Here is an 18,321-nt window from a genome sequence, read left to right as displayed (position 1 = left end):
CGCCACCCGCTCCCCGCGGCCGGAATCCCGGATTCCTGTCCCCTTTTGAGGGATGTGTTCACCCGTACGGGTTAAAACTCCTCAAGGGGTACTAAGGCGCCCGCCTCCGTTGCCTACGGTCGCCGGGTGACGAGCAGCAGGCTGGAGCCCCCTACGCACACCACCGGCGCACACCGGGCGCAGAGCCGTGCGCCCCGGCCTTCGCTGGCGCAGGCCCCGCCGACCCGGTACGGGCCGTATCTGGACGGCCTGTTCACCTACTGCCTGTCCGTGCTCTGCGACCACGACGCGGCGACGGCGGTGCTCGGTGACGTACTCGCCATCTCCGAGCGGCAGCACGGACGTTGCCCGTCCCGCGAACCGGAGCGCAAGGCCTGGCTGTACGCGCTGGCGAGATGGGCCTGCCTGCGCCGGGTCGCGGAGCAGAAGCGGCGCAGGCAGGGGGCGCACGGCGGCCACCGCACGGCCGCTCCCCGGCCCGTGAGCGCCGCGGCCGTACCGGATGAGACGGCCGTACGCCGTCGGCGCGAGCTGGCACTCCTCGCCTGGCCCGAGGCCGCGGGCACCACCCCCGAGCAGCGCGAGGCGCTGGAACTCGCGGTGCGCCACGGCCTCGGCCCGCGCGAGGTCGCCGCCGTCCTGGGCATGGACTATCCCGCCGCACGGGAACTGCTGGCCGCCGCGGCCTGCGAGGTGGAGCGGACCCGGGCCGCGCTCGCCGTCGTGGAGAGCGGCAGCTGCCCGATCGTCGCCCGGCTGACCGGCGACAACCAGGTGCTGCTCGGAGCGGCCCTGCGCCACGAGCTCGTACGTCACGTCGACGACTGCCCGCGCTGCCGTCGCTCGGCCGAGCGGGTCGGGGCCGGCGGGCCCTGGCCGGGTGCGGTCACGGCGTCGCCCGCCGCGCTGCCGGTGGTCGAGGCGCCGCGGGCGGCGGCGTACGCGGCGATGGCGAACGTCCCCCGGGCGCGCGTGAGCGCACCCCGGTTCGGCCGCGACGGTTTCCCGCTGGACCCCAAGGACCACGCGGCGCGCCGCGACCGGCTGCGGACCCGGGCGGTCACGACAACGGTCGTGGCGACCGTCGTGGCGGCCCCCGTGTTCGCCCTCTGGGCGGCGTACCGGGGCGCACCGTTCACCGGCGAGAGCCCCGGCGGTTCGTCGGTCACCGCGAGCAAGGCGGACGATCCCGACGGGCTCGGCGGCGGCCCGTACGACGGTCCGGGCGGCGACGCCGGCGGACCCGCGTACGAGAACACGGGCAACGCCCGCACGACCCCCGAGCCCGGCTTCACGGCGGGCGGCCCCTCGCCGGACGTGTCGGTCGAGGTCGTCAGCGGCGGTACGTCGATGCCGGGCCGGCCGGGGGAGGCCGGGGCGGGGCGGCTGGCGGTGGAGGCGAGGCCCGCGGGCAGCACGACGGTCGTCACCCTGACCGCGACGGGCGACTCGCCGGTGTCCTGGTCGGCGTGGACGAACGCGTCCTGGCTCTACCTGAGCCAGACCTCGGGCACGCTGGCGCCCGGCCGGTCGATCACGCTGTACGTGTCCGTGGACCACGAGCGGGAGCCGGCGGGGCCGTGGCGGGCGCGTATCGGGGTCGACCCGGCGGGAGCGGTGATCGCGGTGCGGGGCCATGGCCGGGCCACGCCGCCGCCCTCGAATCCGCGACCGACGCCGCCGCCCTCGTCCCCGGACCCGACGCCCCCACCGACGTCCCCGGACCCGACTCCGACGGAGTCGACGCCCCCGCCCTCCCCGGACCCGACCCCGACGGAGTCGACACCCCCACCGTCCCCGGACCCGGCCCCGGCGGAGGAGACGTCACCCCCGATGTCGTAACGGGGGCCCTGCGGGGCTTTCCCCTACCCGCCCCTTCCCGAAGCTGGGGGCAAGGCCCCCAGACCCCCCAACGCCCTCCGGGCGTGTCCTCAAACGCCGGACGGGCTGGATATGCCGGGGTGGGCTGGAGGTTGCCGCTTGCGGCAACTCCCAGCCCCTCCGGCGTTTGAGGGGCGGAGCCCCTCACGCGGCGGAGCCGCAAAATGCCCGCGGCCTCCCCGCGGCTAGGCGGGCGGCGTCGACGGGTCTGCCGGATGCGGAGCCATGGGCAGCAGCGACGACAGTCGCTCCTCGCACAACTCCACCAGCCGGTCGTACGCCGGCTTGCCCATCAGCTCCGTCAGCTCCGGCCGGTACGTCACGTACACCGGATCCCCCGCCCCGTGCGCGGAAGTCGCCGACGTGCACCACCAGTGCAGATCGTGACCCCCCGGCCCCCACCCCCGCCGGTCGTACTCACCGATCGAGATCTGCAGGACACGCGTGTCGTCGGGGCGCTCGATCCAGTCGTACGTACGCCGCACCGGCAGCTGCCAGCACACGTCCGGCTTCGTCTCCAGCGGCTCCTTGCCTTCGCGCAGGGCCAGGATGTGCAGCGAGCAACCCGCCCCGCCCGCGAATCCGGGGCGGTTCTGGAAGATGCAGGAGCCCTCCCAGCGGCGCGTCTGGCGTTCGCCGTCCTCGTCGGTCTGGGTCCATCCCGACTCCGTACCGACGTCGTGGAACTGCCACACGTCGGGGGTGAGGCGCGCCACGTGCCCCGCGACGCGCTCTTCGTCGTCCTTGTCGGAGAAGTGCGCGCCGAGCGTGCAGCAGCCGTCATCGGCGCGGCCCGCCTGGATGCCCTGGCAGCCGCTGCCGAAGATGCAGCTCCAGCGTGACGTCAGCCACGTCAGGTCACAGCGGAAGATCTGCTCGTCGTCGGCGGGGTCGGGGAACTCCACCCAGGCGCGGGCGAAGTCGAGCCCGCCCTTCTCGTCCTGGACCGGCGCGACAGGAGGGGTGATCTTCGGCTGCTCAGTGGCTTTGCCCGGCTTCGCCTTTTTCGTCTTCGACACGGGGCCAAGGGTAAGCGCGCCGCCGCAGTAGCGTTCCGCCTATGAGACTCGGAGTCCTCGACGTGGGTTCGAACACGGTTCATCTTCTGGTGGTCGACGCGCACCCCGGCGCCCGCCCGCTGCCCGCCCACTCGCACAAGGCCGAGCTCCGCCTCGCCGAGCTTCTCGACGCGGACGGGGCCATCGGCGCCGACGGCGTCGACCGCCTCGTGGCGACGATCGCCGACGCGGTGCAGGCCGCCGAGGACAAGGGCTGCGAGGACGTCCTGCCGTTCGCGACCTCCGCCGTGCGCGAGGCGACGAACGCCGACGAGGTGCTGGCCCGCGTCAGGGCCGAAACCGGAATCGATCTTCAGGTGCTCAGCGGCCCGGAGGAGGCGCGGCTGACCTTCCTCGCCGCCCGCCGCTGGTTCGGCTGGTCGGCCGGCAAGCTCCTCGTCCTCGACATCGGCGGCGGCTCCCTGGAGATCGCGTACGGCATGGATGAGGAGCCCGACGCCGCCGTGTCGCTGCCGCTCGGCGCCGGCCGCCTCACCGCCGCCTGGCTGCCCGGCGACTCGCCGGACCCGCAGGACGTGAAGGCGCTGCGCCGTCATGTACGGGCCCAGATCGCCCGTACGGTCGGCGAATTCGCCCGCTTCGGCAGGCCCGACCACGTCGTCGCCACGTCCAAGACGTTCCGGCAGCTCGCGCGGATCGCGGGCGCGGCCCGCTCCGCCGATGGGCTGTACGTGCAACGTGAGCTCAGTCGCAAGTCGCTGGAGGAGTGGGTGCCCAAGCTCGCCGCGATGCCGATATCGCAGCGCGCCGGCCTCCCCGGAGTCCCGGAGGGCCGCGCCGCGCAACTGCTGGCAGGAGCCCTGGTGGCGGAGGGTGCGATGGACCTTTTCGGTGTGGAGACGCTGGAGATCTGTCCCTGGGCGCTGCGCGAAGGTGTCATCCTGCGTCGTCTGGATCACCTGCCGACCGCCTGACGCCCGACCGGGAACGGCCCGTACGCTGTCCCTCGTGGCAGAACCAGTGGTGCGCATCCCTGATGCGAAGGTCGCGCTGTCCACGGCGTCCGTGTATCCGGAGTCGACGGCGACGGCCTTCGAGATCGCCGCACGCCTCGGCTACGACGGTGTCGAGGTCATGGTGTGGACGGACCCCGTCAGCCAGGACATCGAAGCGCTGCGCAGACTCTCCGAGTACCACGGCGTGCCCGTACTGGCCGTCCACGCACCCTGCCTGCTGATCACCCAGCGCGTATGGACCACCGACCCGTGGACCAAGCTCCGGCGCGCGCAGGCGGCCGCCGAGAAGCTCGGCGCGTCGGCCGTGGTCGTACACCCGCCGTTTCGCTGGCAGCGGCAGTACGCCCGCGATTTCGTCGACGGGATCTGGCGGATGGCGGACGAGACCGACGTCCGGTTCGCCGTCGAGAACATGTATCCGTGGCGCTACAAGGACCGCGAGATGCTGGCGTACGCCCCCGAGTGGGACGTGACCAAGGACGACTACCGGCACTTCACCGTCGACCTCTCGCACACCGCGACCGCCCGCACCGACACCATGGCCATGGTCGACCGGATGGGCGACCGGCTCGGGCACGTCCACCTGGCGGACGGCAAGGGGTCGGCGAAGGACGAGCACCTCGTGCCGGGGCGCGGCAACCAGCCCTGCTCCGAGCTCCTGGAGCGCCTCGCCCTCAACGGTTACGACGGCCATGTGGTCATCGAGGTCAATACGCGCCGGGCCATGTCGTCCGCCGAACGCGAAGCCGACCTCGCGGAGGCCCTCGCCTTCACCCGCCTGCACCTGGCGTCCCGGGTGTCGCAGCAGTGACCGACAGCGCAAGCGGCGGCGACAGCGGTACGGCGCCACCCGGGCCCCGCCGCCGCGGCCGTCCGCGCCGGTCGCCCGAGGACGCCGGGCCCGGCGCCCGCGAGCGGATCCTCCAGGCCGCCCGCGACGAATTCGCGGAGCGCGGCTACGACAAGACGTCGATGCGCGGCATCGCGAAGGCGGCGGGCGTGGACGCGGCGCTCGTGCATCACTACTTCGGTACGAAGGACGACGTCTTCGCGGCGGCCATCGAGATCTCCTTCGAGCCGGCCATGGCGGTGCCCGCGGTCCTCGGCCAGGGCGGCACCGACGGCATCGGCGAGCGGCTGGCCCGCTATTTCATCGGCGTGTGGGAGAACCCGGCGACCAGGGCGCCGCTGCTCGCGGTCGTACGGTCGGCGCTGACGAACGAGACAGCGGCGAAGGTGCTGCGTACGTTCGTACTGCGCCGGCTGCTGGAGCGGGTGGCGGCGGAGCTCGACGTACCGGATCCGACCTTCCGGGCGGAGCTCGCGGCCTCGCACATGGTCGGGATCGCGATTCTGCGGTACGTGATCAAGGCGGAGCCGCTGGCTTCGGCGGATCCCGAGCGGATCATCGCGATGGTGGCCCCGACGCTCCAGCGGTACCTGACGGAGGCGTGACACGGGGCACGCCGCGAGGAGCGAGCGCGCGCCCGGCCCCTGTCCTGCCCCGGTGGGTGACCGGAGGACGAGCGCGGCGTCCCGCATATCGGACGCGCTGTCCAGATCGTGGATCCGGGGCGTACGCTCGAAGTTACTCTCGTGAGTAAGCCTCGTACGTCCCATCTGTGCCCATCTGCGTCACATCTGCCTAAGGAGCGAGCGACGATGCCCGAGCTGAGGTCCCGCACAGTCACCCACGGCCGCAACATGGCGGGCGCGCGCGCCCTTATGCGGGCGTCGGGCGTAGCGAGCGCGGACATCGGCAAGCCGATCATCGCGGTCGCGAACTCCTTCACCGAGTTCGTTCCGGGGCACACGCACCTCGCGCCGGTCGGCCGGATCGTCTCCGACGCCATCCTGGCGGCGGGCGCCGTCCCCCGTGAGTTCAACACGATCGCCGTCGACGACGGCATCGCGATGGGCCACGGCGGAATGCTCTACTCCCTCCCGTCCCGCGACCTGATCGCCGACTCGGTCGAGTACATGGTCGAGGCGCACTGCGCGGACGCGCTGATCTGCATCTCGAACTGCGACAAGATCACGCCGGGCATGCTGATGGCCGCGCTGCGCCTCAACATCCCGACGATCTTCGTCTCCGGCGGCCCGATGGAGGCCGGCAAGGCCACGCTGGTCGACGGCACCGTTCGTAAGCTCGACCTGGTCGACGCGATGTCCGACGCGGTCAACGACAAGATCTCGGACGCGGACATGCTCCGTATCGAGGAGAACGCCTGTCCGACCTGCGGCTCCTGTTCCGGCATGTTCACCGCCAACTCGATGAACTGCCTGGCCGAGGCCATCGGCCTGGCCCTGCCCGGCAACGGCTCGGTCCTCGCCACGCACACCGCCCGCAAGGCGCTGTACGAGAACGCCGGCCGCACGATCGTCGAGATCACCAAGCGCCACTACGAGCAGGACGACCCGACCGTCCTGCCCCGCAGCATCGCCACCCGCGCCGCCTTCGAGAACGCCATGGCGCTCGACATCGCGATGGGCGGCTCCACCAACACGATCCTGCACCTGCTGGCCGCCGCCCAGGAGGCGGAGCTGGACTTCGGCCTCGACGACATGGACGAGGTCTCGCGCCGCGTCCCGTGCCTGGCCAAGGTCGCGCCGAACGTGGCTCCCGGCGGCACGTACTACATGGAGGACGTGCACCGGGCGGGCGGCATCCCCGCCATCCTGGGCGAGCTGTACCGCGGCGGCATGCTCAACGAGGACGTCCACTCCGTCCACTCCGCGACCCTCGCCGAGTGGCTGAAGACGTGGGACGTGCGCGGCGGCTCGCCGTCCGCCGAGGCCGTCGAGCTGTGGCACGCGGCGCCCGGCTGCGTCCGCTCCGCGACCGCCTTCTCGCAGTCCGAGCGCTGGGAGACCCTGGACACGGACGCCGAGGGCGGCTGCATCCGCTCCGTCGAGCACGCGTACTCCAAGGACGGCGGCCTGGCCGTCCTCAAGGGCAACCTCGCCGTCGACGGCTGCGTCGTGAAGACCGCCGGTGTCGACGAGTCGATCTGGACCTTCGAGGGCCCGGCGGTCGTCTGCGAGTCGCAGGACGAGGCCGTCGAGAAGATCCTCCGCAAGGAGATCGAGCCGGGCGACGTCGTGGTCATCCGCTACGAGGGCCCCAAGGGCGGCCCCGGCATGCAGGAGATGCTCTACCCGACGTCGTACCTGAAGGGCCGCGGCCTCGGGAAGTCCTGCGCGCTGGTCACGGACGGCCGCTTCTCGGGCGGTACGTCGGGCCTGTCCATCGGGCACGCGTCCCCGGAGGCGGCTGCGGGCGGCACGATCGCGCTGGTCGAGGACGGCGACCGTATCCGCATCGACATCCCGAACCGCACGATTGAACTCCTCGTCGCGGACGAGGACCTGGCGGCCCGCCGCGAGGCCCTGGGCGGCGTGTACGCCCCGAAGAACCGCGAGCGCAAGGTCTCGGCAGCCCTGCGCGCGTACGCCGCGATGGCGACCAGCGCCGACAAGGGCGCGGTGCGCGACGTCACCAAGCTGGGCTGAGCACGCACCCTCGCTTCGGCAGGCAGGCAGGCAGGCAGGCAGGCAGGCAGGCGGGCGGGACGGGGCACACGCCCGGTCCCGCCCGGCCCCGTTTCACCAGCGCGCCGGATCCCCGTCCTTCACGGCGAAGACCGACCCGTCGGGCGCGGTGGCGAACACCTTGCCGTGGGCGGGGACGGGCGCGGGGAGCGTCGGCGCGAAGCCCAGCTTTCCGGCCCGCAGCCGGGGCTCGGTCCCGCCAAGGAGTACGCCGCGAGCCGTGTCGATGGCGAGCAGTCGGCCATCGGCGGCGGAGAAGTAGAGCCGGTCGCGGCCGGCGACGACGGGCCGCGAGGTCCGTGCCGCCCCCGTCTCCAGATGCCACAGCTCGGCGGATTCCCCGTCCCGCGCGGGGCCTGTCCCGACGGCCAGCAGTGTGCCGCCGGGGGACAGGAGGTACGCGGTGTCGCCGCGCAGAGCGATCTGCGGCTCGTCGATGGGGTACGGCAGCGGGACGCGCCGTACGCTCCCGCGCCGGGGGTCGTAGCGGACGAGGGCGTCGGTCCGGCTGTCCAGGTCCGTGGAAGCGAGGTGAAGGACGCCGTCCACGGCTGCGGCAGGAGTGAGAGTCCCCGGCAGACGGCGCTCCCACTCCTGGGCGCCGGTCGCCGGGTCCACCGCGGCGACCAGCGTGCTCGTTCCGTCCGTTGCGCGCTGGGCGACATACGCGGTGTCCGTATCCGCGTCGTACAACTCGAAAGCGGGAGCGGGATGTCCGGCCACGGCGCGGCGCCAGCGCTCCTTCCCCGTCGTCGTGTCGAGAGCCCGCACGGTGCCGTCGGCCGAGACCAGCAGCACGGTCCGGCCCGCCGGATAGACCCGTCCCTGGTACGCGGAGACGTCCGCGCCCCAGCCACGGGCGCCGTCGGTGGTGTCGTACGACTGGACTCTCCGCTCGAACGGCGCGCCCAGCACCACCCCCGCCGCCACGGGCGGCGCCGACAAGGCGGCGTCACCGGTATCGGCCTTCCGCGACCACAGCACACGGCCGTCGGTGGGATCCAGGCGGGCCGCGCCGATGCCGGGGGCCGAGCAGTAGAGCGCCGGGCCCGCGAGCGAGCAGGCCGGGGGAGCGCCGTTCTCCGTGGTCAGGCCGGTGCGCCAGGGGACGAACGCGCCGGAACCCGTGCTCTTGTCCGCCGCCGGCTCCGATGGGGCTCGTGAGGTGCTCAACACCTGGACCGCGACGGCCCCTCCGACCACCAGGGCGCACAGTGCCAATGCCGCTTTCACCCAGGTCGCACGGCGACGCCGCGCGCCGGACGGTGCCGTACGGTCGCCGGATTCGCCGCCGGATTCGCCGCCGGATTCGCCGTCGGACGGTTCCGGGGCGGGCCGCCCGAGCGACCTGGTGACGTGATCGCCACCGGATTCGACGCCAGGTCCCGCGCCGCCTCCGCCTCCCGCACCGTCTCCCGCACGCCCACCGTCTCCCGTGCCGCCGCTGCGCCGCTGCGCCGGTACGAACGCGGCGGCCTCGTACGACGGCGGCTTCAGCGCGGCCATGATGTCGTCGGGGGTGGGGCGCTCCGCGGGGTCCTTGGCCAGGCACTGCTCGACGAGCGCCGCGAGATCCTCCGGTACGCCGGTCAAGTCCGGGGCATCGTGGACGACTTGATACGCCACGATGTACGGACTGTCCGAGTCGAACGGACCGCGACCGGTAGCCGCGTGCACCAGCACGGACCCGAGCGCGAACACATCTGCGGCCGGGCCGACTTCGCGCGGCCGCTGGAACTGCTCGGGAGCCATGAAGGGCGGCGAACCGATCAGCTTGCCCGTCTCCGTACGCAGATCACTGTCCGTGGGCCGCGAAATCCCGAAGTCGATGACCTTCGGCCCGGCGTCGGTGAGCAGTACGTTTCCCGGCTTGAGGTCGCGGTGCACCACACCCGCACGATGAATGTCCCGCAGCGCCTCGGCGAGCCCGGCCGTCAGCCTGCGCAGCTCAGCGGGGCTCATCGGCCCATTCCGCTTGACCTGTGCGGCCAGCGTGGGTCCGGGCACGTGGAGGGTGGCCATCCAGGGCCGCACGGCATCGGGATCCGCGTCGACGACCGGGGCGGTGAACGCCCCGCTCACGCGCCGCGCGGCGGCGACCTCCTGCCGGAAACGGGCCCGGAACTCGGGGTCCGCGGCGTACTGGCGGTGCACCACCTTGACCGCGAGGGCAAGTCCCGAAGCCGAGCGCGCGAAGTGCACGATGCCCATGCCGCCGGATCCGAGACACGCCTCAAGGCGGTACTGCCCGGCGTACTCCGGATGTTCCGCTTCCGGTACTGGCCCGCTATTGCGCAGCGGCGGCATCGCCCCCACCCCCGTGTGTTCGTCCGCAAGCGCGACGCACGGAGCCTAGTCGATGGTACGTACGAGACGCGTGGGGCTTGCTAGCCTGCGCGCGTCACGTCTGCGGGACATCATCCGCAGGACATCAAGCAGGACATCAACGGGGGAGAACTGCATGAGTACTGAAGAGAGCGTGCCGGCCGCATCGGTGGCGACGGCGGCAGCCGTGAGCGACGGCGTGAGCAGATACCCGGTCGCGCCCGGTTACCGGGTGAACGTCCGCTCGGGCCCGGGAACGCAGTACCGGCTGATCAAGACGCTGCCGTACGACGTCAAGGTCGCCGTCTACTGCCAGAAGCCGGGCGAGTCGATCTCCGGCCCGTACGGGACCTCGAACCTGTGGGACAACATCGCGGACGGACAGTTCGTGTCGGACGCGTACGTGAACACCGGCCGTGACGGTTACGTCGCGCCGCGCTGCAGCTGACCCGCCCGCCCCCGCCCCGGGGATAATCGACCCCGTGAGCGAGAACACCGACGGCACCCCGCCCCCCGCCGCCACCACCGTCCCGGCCGGCGGCGGCGGTCCGCAGCCCGAGCCCATCCGGTTCTTCGGTACGACCTGGGTGGGCCACGACAACGGCTACGGGCTGCGCCGCGCCGGGGTCGCCGTCGGCTCGCTGGCCGCCGCGGCCGCCGGCTGCTTCGTACTCCGCTTCGCCTACCAGGGCCTGGCGATCGCGGATGTGGGCGGCTTCGTGAACATCCTGGTGGTCGCCATGTTCGCGATCTGCAGCGCGATCGCCTTCCGCCGCACCTGGGAGGGGTACTCGCGCCGCCCGGACCCCACCACCGAGGCCCAGTTGCGCAGCCTGAAGGCAATCGGCTTCGTCGGCTCGCTCCTCGCGTACTTCTTCCGCTCGCTGACCGAGGCGCCGGGCGAGAAGCTGCGCCGCAGCGAGTACGAGACGGCCCTCACCCAGTACGAACGCCGCCGAGGCTCCCGCACGGGCAACCCCGCAGCCCGCAAGAAGCCCCCCAAGCGACGCCGCTGAAGCCGCCAGACCACCACCACCGCACGGACGACACCACCACCCCAGGCGTCCCCCGCGCTCCGAGCCGCCCACCCCTGGCAGCGCCGCTGCCCACGCATGGCCGACGCTGCCGCAATCCGCCAGGTCGACCCGTACTGGGCGGTCGTGCGGCAGCGCTTTCCCAGCGCGTCCATCAGCTTCAGCCGCGGGAACGCCGCATAGCCGCGCACCCAAGGCCCGCACCCACCGTGCAGACCCTCCGTCTCCACCTCCACCTGCACCTCACGTGCACCGGCACCTGACCGGTATCCCACGCGGTCTACGCGACAGCGAGCAGCGGACTCACCAGGACCCCTTCGAATAGGTTCGTCGCCACGATCGCCCCGTTAGTCACCACCAGGACCAGCACCACCGCCTCCCCCGATGCTCACGCCACAGCGGCACCAACTCTTGTACGGGAATGAGCTTCCAGCCCCTGTGCACCAGCACCCCGGCCAGCGCCGCCACCGGAATCACCCGAGCGCCGCGGGCACGGCCGGCCGCGAAAATCAGCAGCCGCACTTTGTGCAGCACCCGTGAGCCCTTCGTGCGCGCGCCCGCCCGCCCGCACATTGGCCATGCTGCGCACGATGACGGCGGTCACCGGCAGCGCCCCGCACACCGCGTTACCCGCCCCTGCGCCGCGATCAGCTCCTTGACGTAGTCAGTCCGCGACCCGCCGTGCAGCCGGTCGACGGCGGTCGCGCTGAACAGCGACTCGGCGGAGGCGATAAGCGCGACCCCCACCTCCGCGAGCCGCGCGAAGGGGTCAGCCCCGGCGGCTGTACGGCGTCCAGCAGTCCGTACACCTCCAAGGGCGGCACTGGCAGACCCAGCCTCCCCGTCACGCCAGCCGCCACCGCCACCGCGACAAACAACCCCGGTGCCACACGCGCCGCACCCCACCTCCAGCGCCACCCAGCGGAGCACCGCGACGGCCCCCACCCCCAGCGCGACAGCCGCGACCCCGGTAGCCGTATCGCCTCGGTGCCCACGAAGCGCGAATCAGGCGGACGCCCCGCCTTCGATCGCGTCGCCGTCCGCCTGCGCCGCCCCCGGCACCCCGTACGCACCCCGCCCTCCCGCGCCGCGGCCCGCGCCGATGCCCCGAGTTCTTGACGCGGGGACCCGCCGGGAGGATTATTCAACACATGATGAATTACTCCCCCGAGCACGCCCCGCCGCCAGAGGGGGCAGCCGTCACCGCCCAAGACCTCACCGTCGTACGCGGCCCCCGCACCGTCCTCCGCGGCCTCGACTTCGCCGTCCCCAAAGGCAGGATCACCGGCCTCCTGGGCCCCTCGGGCTGCGGCAAAACGACCCTCATGCGAGCCATCGTGGGCACCCAGGCCAAAGTCACCGGAACCCTCGAAGTCCTCGACCACCCGGCAGGCGCCGCCGCCCTGCGCCCCCGCATCGGCTACGTCACGCAGGCCCCCTCGGTCTACTCCGACCTGACGGTCCGCCAGAACCTGGAGTACTTCGCCTCCGTCCTCCAGCCCGGCCGCGACCACCGAGAAGCCCGCCACGACGCCGTCACCCGCGCCATCGCCGACGTCGACCTCACCTCGCACGAATCGGCCCTGGCCGGAAACCTCTCCGGCGGCCAGCGCAGCCGAGTGTCCCTGGCGGTCGCCCTCCTCGGTACGCCCGAACTCCTCGTACTCGACGAGCCGACCGTCGGCCTCGACCCGGTCCTGCGCCGCGACCTGTGGAACCTCTTCCACACCCTCGCGGACCGCGGCGCCACCCTCCTCGTCTCCTCCCACGTGATGGACGAGGCCGAGCGCTGCCACCGCCTCCTCCTCATGCGCGAGGGCGAGATCCTCGCCGAGGACACCCCGGACGCCCTCCGCTCCCGTACACGCTCCGCCACGGTCGAAGAGGCCTTCCTCCACCTGGTCGACGAGGCCAACTCCCGCCAGGAGACGCTCCGATGAACGCTTCCCGTACTCTCGCCACCGCCGCCCGCGTCCTGGCCCAGCTGCTCCACGACCGCCGTACGATCGCGCTCCTGCTCCTCATCCCGGTAGTGATGATCACGCTGCTGCGCTTCGTCTTCGACGCCTCGCCGCGGACCTTCGACTCCATCGGCGCATCACTCCTCGGAATCTTCCCCCTGATCACGATGTTCCTGGTGACATCGATCGCCACCCTGCGCGAACGCACCTCGGGCACCCTCGAACGCCTGCTCGCCATGCCCCTGGCCAAGGCCGACCTGATCGCGGGCTACGCCCTGGCCTTCGGCGCCCTGGCCGTGGTCCAGTCAGCCCTGGCCACAGGAATCTCCCTCTGGGTGCTGGACCTGGACGTGGTCGGCTCCCCGTGGCTGCTGCTCCTGATCGCTCTCCTGGACGCACTGCTCGGCACAGCACTGGGCCTCTTCGTTTCCGCCTTCGCGGCGTCTGAATTCCAGGCGGTCCAGTTCATGCCTGCGGTGATCTTCCCGCAGCTGCTCCTGTGCGGCCTGTTCACCCCGCGCGACACCATGCAGCCGGTCCTGGAGGCGATCTCGAACGTACTCCCCATGTCGTACGCCGTGGACGGCATGAACGAGGTCCTGCGCCACACGGACATCACGGTCACTTTCATCCGCGACGCGACGATCGTCGCAACCTGCGCCCTCCTGGTCCTGACCCTCGGAGCAGCCACCCTCCGCCGCCGCACGGCCTGACCCATGCGGGTGCCGCGTCCGGCGTTTTCGGGTTCCGGGGTCTGGGGCTTGCCCCAGTTCGGGAAGGGGCGGATTGGGGAAAGCCGACCGCCCCCACTCCCCACCCCCACTCCCCCCACCACAACGTCCCGCCCATCGGACACCGCGCCACACCCCCACACCCCGGTGCGAAGATGTCCCCGGGACGCCGGAGCAACCCAGGCGCATCCCCACGAACCAACGCGCACCCACACGCACGCAGCCCCACCGGCGAGGTGAACCGCATGACCCAGACAGTCGCAGTCCTCGGCACCGGAAAAATCGGCGAGGCCCTGCTCAGCGGAATGATCCGCGCCGGCTGGCGCCCCGCCGACCTCCTGGTCACCGCCCGCCGCCCCGAGCGCGCCGAAGAGCTCCGCACCCGTTACGGCGTCGAGCCGGTGACGAACGCCGAAGCCGCCAAGCGCGCGGACACCCTCATCCTCACGGTCAAGCCGCAGGACATGGGCAAGCTCCTCGACGAGCTCGCCCCCCACGTCCCGGCCGACCGCCTGGTCATCAGCGGCGCCGCCGGCATCCCCACCGCGTACTTCGAAGATCGCCTCGCGCCCAACACCCCCGTCGTCCGCGTCATGACGAACACGCCCGCCCTCGTGGACGAGGCGATGTCCGTCATCTCGGCCGGCACCCACGCCACCGCCGAACACCTCCTCCACACCGAGGAGATCTTCGGCGGCGTGGGCAAGACACTCCGCGTCCCGGAGTCCCAGCAGGACGCGGCCACCGCCCTCTCCGGCTCGGGCCCGGCGTACTTCTACTACCTCGTCGAGGCGATGACCGACGCCGGCATCCTCCTCGGCCTGCCCCGCGCCCAGGCCCACGACCTGATCGTCCAGGCGGCCATAGGCGCGGCCGTGATGCTCCGCGACAGCGGCGAGCACCCGGTGAAGCTCCGCGAGGCGGTCACCTCACCCGCCGGCACCACCATCAACGCGATCCGCGAGCTTGAGAACCACGGCGTACGAGCCGCCCTCATCGCCGCCCTGGAAGCGGCCCGCGACCGAAGCCGCGAACTGGCCTCGGGCAACGGCTGACCAACAACCAAAGCCGGGGCCGGCCCCCGGATCCAGCTCCGAACCGGGGCCCGGAAGCCGCCCCCGGCCCGGAAGCTGAGGCCGCAACCGTGCCCCCAGGGAGCCAGGCCGGGAACCGGAAGCTGGCCCCCGGAGCCGGAAGCGGCCCCCCGGACAGGCAGCCGCCGGCCCGGAAGCTGAGGCCGCAACCGTGCCCCCGGGGAGCCAGGCCCGGAGCCGGAAGCTGGCCCCAGACGGGTAGCCGGCTCCGGCACCGAAAGCCGCCCCCGGCCCCCGCTCCGGAAGGTGGCCGCGACCGGAAGCTGAGGCCGCAACCGTGTCCCGGAAGCGAGGCCCGGAAGCGTGCCCCGAGGGAGCCACGCCTGGAGGCCGTAGCTGCCCGGCACCGGAAGCCACGCCCGGTACCGGAAGCCGCCCGCACCGGAAGCCGCCCCCCGGCCCGGCAGCCGTGCTGAGGAGCCAGGGCCGACGACCCCCGCGCCGCTCAGGCGGCACCGGCCCCCGCCGCCCGCACCAACTCCTCCGTCCGCACCACCCGCGCGAACCCACCGCCGTGCAAAGTCACGGCGGTGGCCCGGGCCAGCTCCTCCGCGCCGAGCGTCCACCCCCACGGCCCGACCCCGTCGAAGGTGTACGTCGCGTCCAGCGCGAAGAACACCTCGTACCCCAGGTTCCCGCCCATCCGCGCGGTCGTCTCGGCGCACATATTGGTCTGGATCCCGGCCACGGCAATCTGCCGCGCCCCCACCCCCTTCAGCCACGCATCGAGGTCCGGCGCCCCGTAAAACGCCGAGTTCACGCTCTTAGTGACCAGCAGCTCCGCCCCGTCCCCCTTCCCGCGCCGCTTCGCCACGTACTCCTTGAACTCATTTCCCTCGTAACCGACCCGCAGCGGCGAATCAGGCTTCGGCGAGTCGTGCCGCACGAACACGACCGGCCGCCCCGTCCCCTGCCACGCGTCGATCAGCGCGGCGATGTTGTCATCGGCCGCCGGATTGTTCCGCGGCCCCCAGTGCTCCTCCTCCTCGAACCCTTTCTGTACGTCGACAACCAACAGCGCTGCGTTCTCTGCGATCTCCATACGGACGATGCTCCCGCCCGTTCCCCGCGCTTCCCATACAGGAGAAAGCCATCGCCCGATGGTTTACTGCCAGGGTGACTTCCCGAGCGACGCCCCCGAGCCGCATCGCGCTCCTCACCTTCCCGGGCATTCGCGCGTTCGACGTCTCGGTCATCACCGAGGTCTGGGGCGTGGACCGCACCGACCGTGGCGTCCCCGCCTTCGACCTCCGCCGGGTCGCCGTCGACCGCACCCCCGTCCCCATGCGCGGCGGCCTCACCCTCACCCCCGACCGCACGCTCAACTGGCTCAGCGACACCGGCACAGGAACCGCCCCCGAGCTGATCGTCATCCCGGGCCTGGACGACCACCTCACGCCGGCCCCGCCCCAAATCCTGGACGCCCTCCGCGAAGCCCACACCCGAGGCACCCCCATCGCGGCACTCTGCGGCGGCGCCTTCGCCCTCGCCCAGGCGGGCCTCCTGGACGGCCGCCGCGCCATCACCCACTGGAACCTCACCGAGCTCCTCCGTACGCACCACCCCCACGTCACCGTCATCCCTGACGCCCTCTTCATCGAGGACGACAACATCTGGACCTCCGCCGGAACCGCCGCCGGCATCGACCTGTGCCTCCACCTCGTCCGTACGACGCACGGCGCCGAGGCCGCGGCGGCCATCGCCCGTTCGATGGTCACCGCGCCCTTCCGCACCGGCACCCAGGCCCAGTTCATCGAGCACCCCACCCCCCGAGCCGACCGTGACGCCGACACTCTCGCCTCCGTACGCGAATACGCCCTCACCCACCTGGACGAACCACTCACCGTCAACGACCTGGCAGCCCGCGCCGGCATGTCCCCCCGTTCCTTCGCCCGCCACTTCGCAGCGACCACCGGCACCACTCCACAGCGCTGGCTCATCACCCAGCGCCTCGCCGCCGCCCAGAAGCTGCTGGAACGCACCGATCACCCCATCCCCGAAGTGGCCCGCCGCGCGGGCTTCGGCAGCGAGGTGACCATGCGCCAGCACTTCGCCGCCCACCTGTCGACAAGCCCACGCGACTACCGAGCAGCCTTCCGCCACCCGCACCCGCACCCGCACCCGCACCCGAGCGCGCACCCGAGCGCGCGGACGGAACCGGACCCCGAGCCTCAGCCCGCAGGCAGCAGCCCAATCGCCCGATAGGCCGCGTCCACCGTCGGCCGCGCCATCCCCCGAGCCCGCTCGGCCCCCTCCCTCAGCACCTTGTCCACATAACCGGGATCGGCCGCCAGCTCCGCATGCCGCTCCCGCACCGGCCGCAGCAACTCCACAACAGCCTCCGCGGTGTCCTTCTTCAACGCCCCGTACGACTCATATACACCGGCCAGCTCCTCGGGGTTCCCACCCTCACAAGCCGCGAGTACGTCGAGCAGATTCGCGACTCCGGGCTTCTCCTCCCGGTCGTACTCCACCTCGCGCCCGCTGTCCGTCACGGCCCGCATGATCTTCTTCCGCACGACTTCGGGCTCATCGAGCAGATAGACGATTCCCGCCGTGGCCGCGTGCGACTTCCCCATCTTGGAGGTGGGGTCCTGCAGGTCCATGACCCGAGCGGCAACCTGAGGATTCGTAGCCTTCGGCACCACAAAGGTGTGCCCGTACCGCTGGTTGAACCGCACCGCCAGATCCCGCGTCAGCTCGACATGCTGAGTCTGGTCGTCACCCACAGGCACCTCATCGGCCCCGTACGCCAGAATGTCCGCGGCCATCAGCGCCGGGTAGGTCAGCAGCGACAACCGCACACTCTCCCCGGCCGCCCTCGCCCGCGCGCTCTTCTCCCTGTACTGGATCATCCGCCGCATCTCGCCGTCCGTGGCGGTGCATTCCAGTACGAACGAGAGCCGCGCGTGTTCATCCACATGGCTCTGTACGAATACGGTGCACAGCGCTGGGTCCAGCCCGGCCGCCAGCAGCAGCGTGGCGGCCTGCCTGCTGAGTCGCCGCACCCGCGCCGGATCGTGGTCCACGGTCAGCGCGTGCAGGTCCACTACGCAGAACAGCGCGTCGGCCCGGTGCTGATCGGTCTCGGCCCACCGCCGTACGGCCCCGAGATAGTTGCCCAGCGTCAGGTGCCCGGTCGGCTTGACCCCGCTGAAGATCCGCGTCATCTCTCTTGCCTCCTGGTCGGAGCCGCCGCCACCAGCGACCGGCCTCCCGGAGGGGAAACGCGAACGGCCGCCGAAGCGGCGGCCGTTGAGTGCATACGTGTCTGCCGGCCGCCGTCAGGCGGCCCGCCACCCCTGGGTGTACGTACGCGAAGTCATGAGCCCCACTGTAGCCGCGCAGGCCCCGGTTGACAGGGGATTGACGCCTACGTAGTGTTCTCCGAGTTGTCCGACGTGAGCACCGGCCCTGGTCGGCCCCGGACAACCATTCCGCAGTAACCACTGGAGCAAACGACAGCTGTCGTCCTGCTTTTGTGCGCGTTTGCGAAATGAGGAATCCGCGTTCGAAGGAACGCCACCCCGATTAGCTCGGGAGCCAGGATTCCGCTAAAGTCTCACTCGTCGGAACGGCCGAACAGCCGGAATGACAAGCCCGCTGACTGGGAGTCAGGCCCGAAAGGACCTGATAGAGTCGGAACCGCCGGAAAGGGAAACGCGAAAGCGAAGAACTGGAAAGCACCGAGGAAGTCGGACACGAAAG

General features: G+C 71.7%; 17 protein-coding genes. 11 read left to right on the top strand and 6 right to left on the bottom strand.

Features of this window, described 5'->3' with window-relative positions; all coding sequences use genetic code 11:
• Positions 1–126 precede the first annotated feature (126 nt).
• Positions 127–1,842, top strand: coding sequence for a sigma-70 family RNA polymerase sigma factor (locus J7E91_RS27125; protein WP_214909128.1), 1,716 nt, complete (start codon positions 127–129; stop codon positions 1,840–1,842).
• 224 nt (positions 1,843–2,066) lie between these two features.
• On the opposite strand, the gene J7E91_RS27120 is transcribed toward J7E91_RS27125, so the two are convergent.
• Positions 2,067–2,900, bottom strand: coding sequence for a hypothetical protein (locus J7E91_RS27120; protein WP_214909127.1), 834 nt, complete (start codon positions 2,898–2,900; stop codon positions 2,067–2,069).
• 41 nt (positions 2,901–2,941) lie between these two features.
• Between J7E91_RS27120 and J7E91_RS27115 the strand changes: the two genes are divergently transcribed.
• The 4 genes from J7E91_RS27115 (at position 2,942) to ilvD (ending at position 7,429) form a co-directional block, all read left to right on the top strand.
• Positions 2,942–3,874, top strand: a complete 933-nt coding sequence (locus tag J7E91_RS27115) for a Ppx/GppA phosphatase family protein (RefSeq protein ID WP_214909126.1) — start codon at positions 2,942–2,944, stop codon at positions 3,872–3,874.
• A 34-nt stretch (positions 3,875–3,908) separates the two neighbouring features.
• Entirely contained in the window at positions 3,909–4,727 is an 819-nt protein-coding gene (locus tag J7E91_RS27110; protein ID WP_214909124.1) for a sugar phosphate isomerase/epimerase, read from the top strand.
• A complete protein-coding gene (locus J7E91_RS27105; protein ID WP_214909122.1) occupies positions 4,724–5,371 on the top strand; it encodes a TetR family transcriptional regulator in 648 nt (215 codons plus the stop codon). Before J7E91_RS27110 ends, J7E91_RS27105 begins: the two co-directional genes overlap by 4 nt.
• A 207-nt stretch (positions 5,372–5,578) precedes the next feature.
• Positions 5,579–7,429 (top strand): dihydroxy-acid dehydratase, encoded by a 1,851-nt coding sequence (gene ilvD, locus J7E91_RS27100; protein ID WP_214909120.1) that lies wholly within the window; start codon positions 5,579–5,581, stop codon positions 7,427–7,429.
• 93 nt (positions 7,430–7,522) lie between these two features.
• On the opposite strand, the gene J7E91_RS27095 is transcribed toward ilvD, so the two are convergent.
• On the bottom strand, positions 7,523–9,775 hold the full coding sequence (locus J7E91_RS27095; protein WP_214909118.1) for a PQQ-binding-like beta-propeller repeat protein: 2,253 nt from the start codon (positions 9,773–9,775) through the stop codon (positions 7,523–7,525).
• 154 nt (positions 9,776–9,929) lie between these two features.
• Between J7E91_RS27095 and J7E91_RS27090 the strand changes: the two genes are divergently transcribed.
• A complete protein-coding gene (locus J7E91_RS27090; protein WP_214909116.1) occupies positions 9,930–10,241 on the top strand; it encodes an SH3 domain-containing protein in 312 nt (103 codons plus the stop codon).
• A 34-nt stretch (positions 10,242–10,275) separates the two neighbouring features.
• Positions 10,276–10,809: a hypothetical protein gene (locus J7E91_RS27085; protein WP_214909115.1), complete on the top strand. Its 534-nt coding sequence runs from the start codon at positions 10,276–10,278 to the stop codon at positions 10,807–10,809.
• Between the two features lie 369 nt (positions 10,810–11,178).
• Here the strand turns inward: J7E91_RS27085 and J7E91_RS37380 are convergent, their stop codons facing one another.
• Complete coding sequence (locus J7E91_RS37380; RefSeq protein WP_374224786.1) at positions 11,179–11,400, bottom strand: SulP family inorganic anion transporter; 222 nt, start codon at positions 11,398–11,400, stop codon at positions 11,179–11,181.
• A 27-nt stretch (positions 11,401–11,427) separates the two neighbouring features.
• On the bottom strand, positions 11,428–11,574 hold the full coding sequence (locus J7E91_RS37375) for a hypothetical protein (protein WP_374224785.1): 147 nt from the start codon (positions 11,572–11,574) through the stop codon (positions 11,428–11,430).
• 404 nt (positions 11,575–11,978) lie between these two features.
• Here J7E91_RS37375 and J7E91_RS27075 point away from each other — a divergent pair, with 404 nt between their 5' ends.
• The 3 genes from J7E91_RS27075 to proC all read left to right on the top strand — a co-directional run bounded on the left by J7E91_RS27075 (position 11,979) and on the right by proC (position 14,574).
• The gene (locus J7E91_RS27075) at positions 11,979–12,767 is read left to right on the top strand and encodes an ABC transporter ATP-binding protein (RefSeq protein ID WP_214909114.1); all 789 of its coding nucleotides are present in this window, start codon (positions 11,979–11,981) and stop codon (positions 12,765–12,767) included.
• Positions 12,764–13,501: an ABC transporter permease gene (locus J7E91_RS27070; protein WP_214909113.1), complete on the top strand. Its 738-nt coding sequence runs from the start codon at positions 12,764–12,766 to the stop codon at positions 13,499–13,501. The genes J7E91_RS27075 and J7E91_RS27070 overlap by 4 nt, the downstream gene beginning before the upstream one ends.
• A gap of 263 nt (positions 13,502–13,764) precedes the next feature.
• A complete protein-coding gene (proC, locus tag J7E91_RS27065; protein WP_214909112.1) occupies positions 13,765–14,574 on the top strand; it encodes a pyrroline-5-carboxylate reductase in 810 nt (269 codons plus the stop codon).
• A gap of 484 nt (positions 14,575–15,058) precedes the next feature.
• Here the strand turns inward: proC and J7E91_RS27060 are convergent, their stop codons facing one another.
• Complete coding sequence (locus tag J7E91_RS27060) at positions 15,059–15,655, bottom strand: cysteine hydrolase family protein (protein ID WP_214909111.1); 597 nt, start codon at positions 15,653–15,655, stop codon at positions 15,059–15,061.
• Positions 15,656–15,729: 74 nt separating this feature from the next.
• Between J7E91_RS27060 and J7E91_RS27055 the strand changes: the two genes are divergently transcribed.
• A complete protein-coding gene (locus J7E91_RS27055; RefSeq protein WP_308377230.1) occupies positions 15,730–16,818 on the top strand; it encodes a helix-turn-helix domain-containing protein in 1,089 nt (362 codons plus the stop codon).
• Here J7E91_RS27055 and trpS read toward each other — a convergent pair.
• Positions 16,785–17,783 carry a tryptophan--tRNA ligase gene (gene trpS, locus J7E91_RS27050; protein WP_214909109.1) on the bottom strand — a complete coding sequence of 333 codons (999 nt, stop codon included), beginning with the start codon at positions 17,781–17,783 and terminating at the stop codon, positions 16,785–16,787. The two genes, J7E91_RS27055 and trpS, sit on opposite strands and share 34 nt — an antisense overlap.
• Between the last annotated feature and the right edge of the window lie 538 nt (positions 17,784–18,321).

The organism is Streptomyces sp. ISL-99 (genome assembly GCF_018614005.1).
Taxonomy (GTDB): Bacteria; Actinomycetota; Actinomycetes; order Streptomycetales; family Streptomycetaceae; genus Streptomyces; species Streptomyces flavidovirens.
This window is presented reverse-complemented; position numbering and strand designations above follow the sequence as displayed.

Coding starts and splice junctions, on each gene's coding strand:
- J7E91_RS27115 (WP_214909126.1), top strand. CDS start 2,942: ATGAGACTCGGAGTCCTCGACGTGGGTTCGAACACGGTTCATCTTCTG.
- ilvD (WP_214909120.1), top strand. CDS start 5,579: ATGCCCGAGCTGAGGTCCCGCACAGTCACCCACGGCCGCAACATGGCG.
- J7E91_RS27095 (WP_214909118.1), bottom strand. CDS start 9,775: ATGCCGCCGCTGCGCAATAGCGGGCCAGTACCGGAAGCGGAACATCCG.
- J7E91_RS27090 (WP_214909116.1), top strand. CDS start 9,930: ATGAGTACTGAAGAGAGCGTGCCGGCCGCATCGGTGGCGACGGCGGCA.
- J7E91_RS37380 (WP_374224786.1), bottom strand. CDS start 11,400: ATGTGCGGGCGGGCGGGCGCGCGCACGAAGGGCTCACGGGTGCTGCAC.
- J7E91_RS27075 (WP_214909114.1), top strand. CDS start 11,979: ATGATGAATTACTCCCCCGAGCACGCCCCGCCGCCAGAGGGGGCAGCC.
- J7E91_RS27070 (WP_214909113.1), top strand. CDS start 12,764: ATGAACGCTTCCCGTACTCTCGCCACCGCCGCCCGCGTCCTGGCCCAG.
- proC (WP_214909112.1), top strand. CDS start 13,765: ATGACCCAGACAGTCGCAGTCCTCGGCACCGGAAAAATCGGCGAGGCC.
- J7E91_RS27060 (WP_214909111.1), bottom strand. CDS start 15,655: ATGGAGATCGCAGAGAACGCAGCGCTGTTGGTTGTCGACGTACAGAAA.
- trpS (WP_214909109.1), bottom strand. CDS start 17,783: ATGACGCGGATCTTCAGCGGGGTCAAGCCGACCGGGCACCTGACGCTG.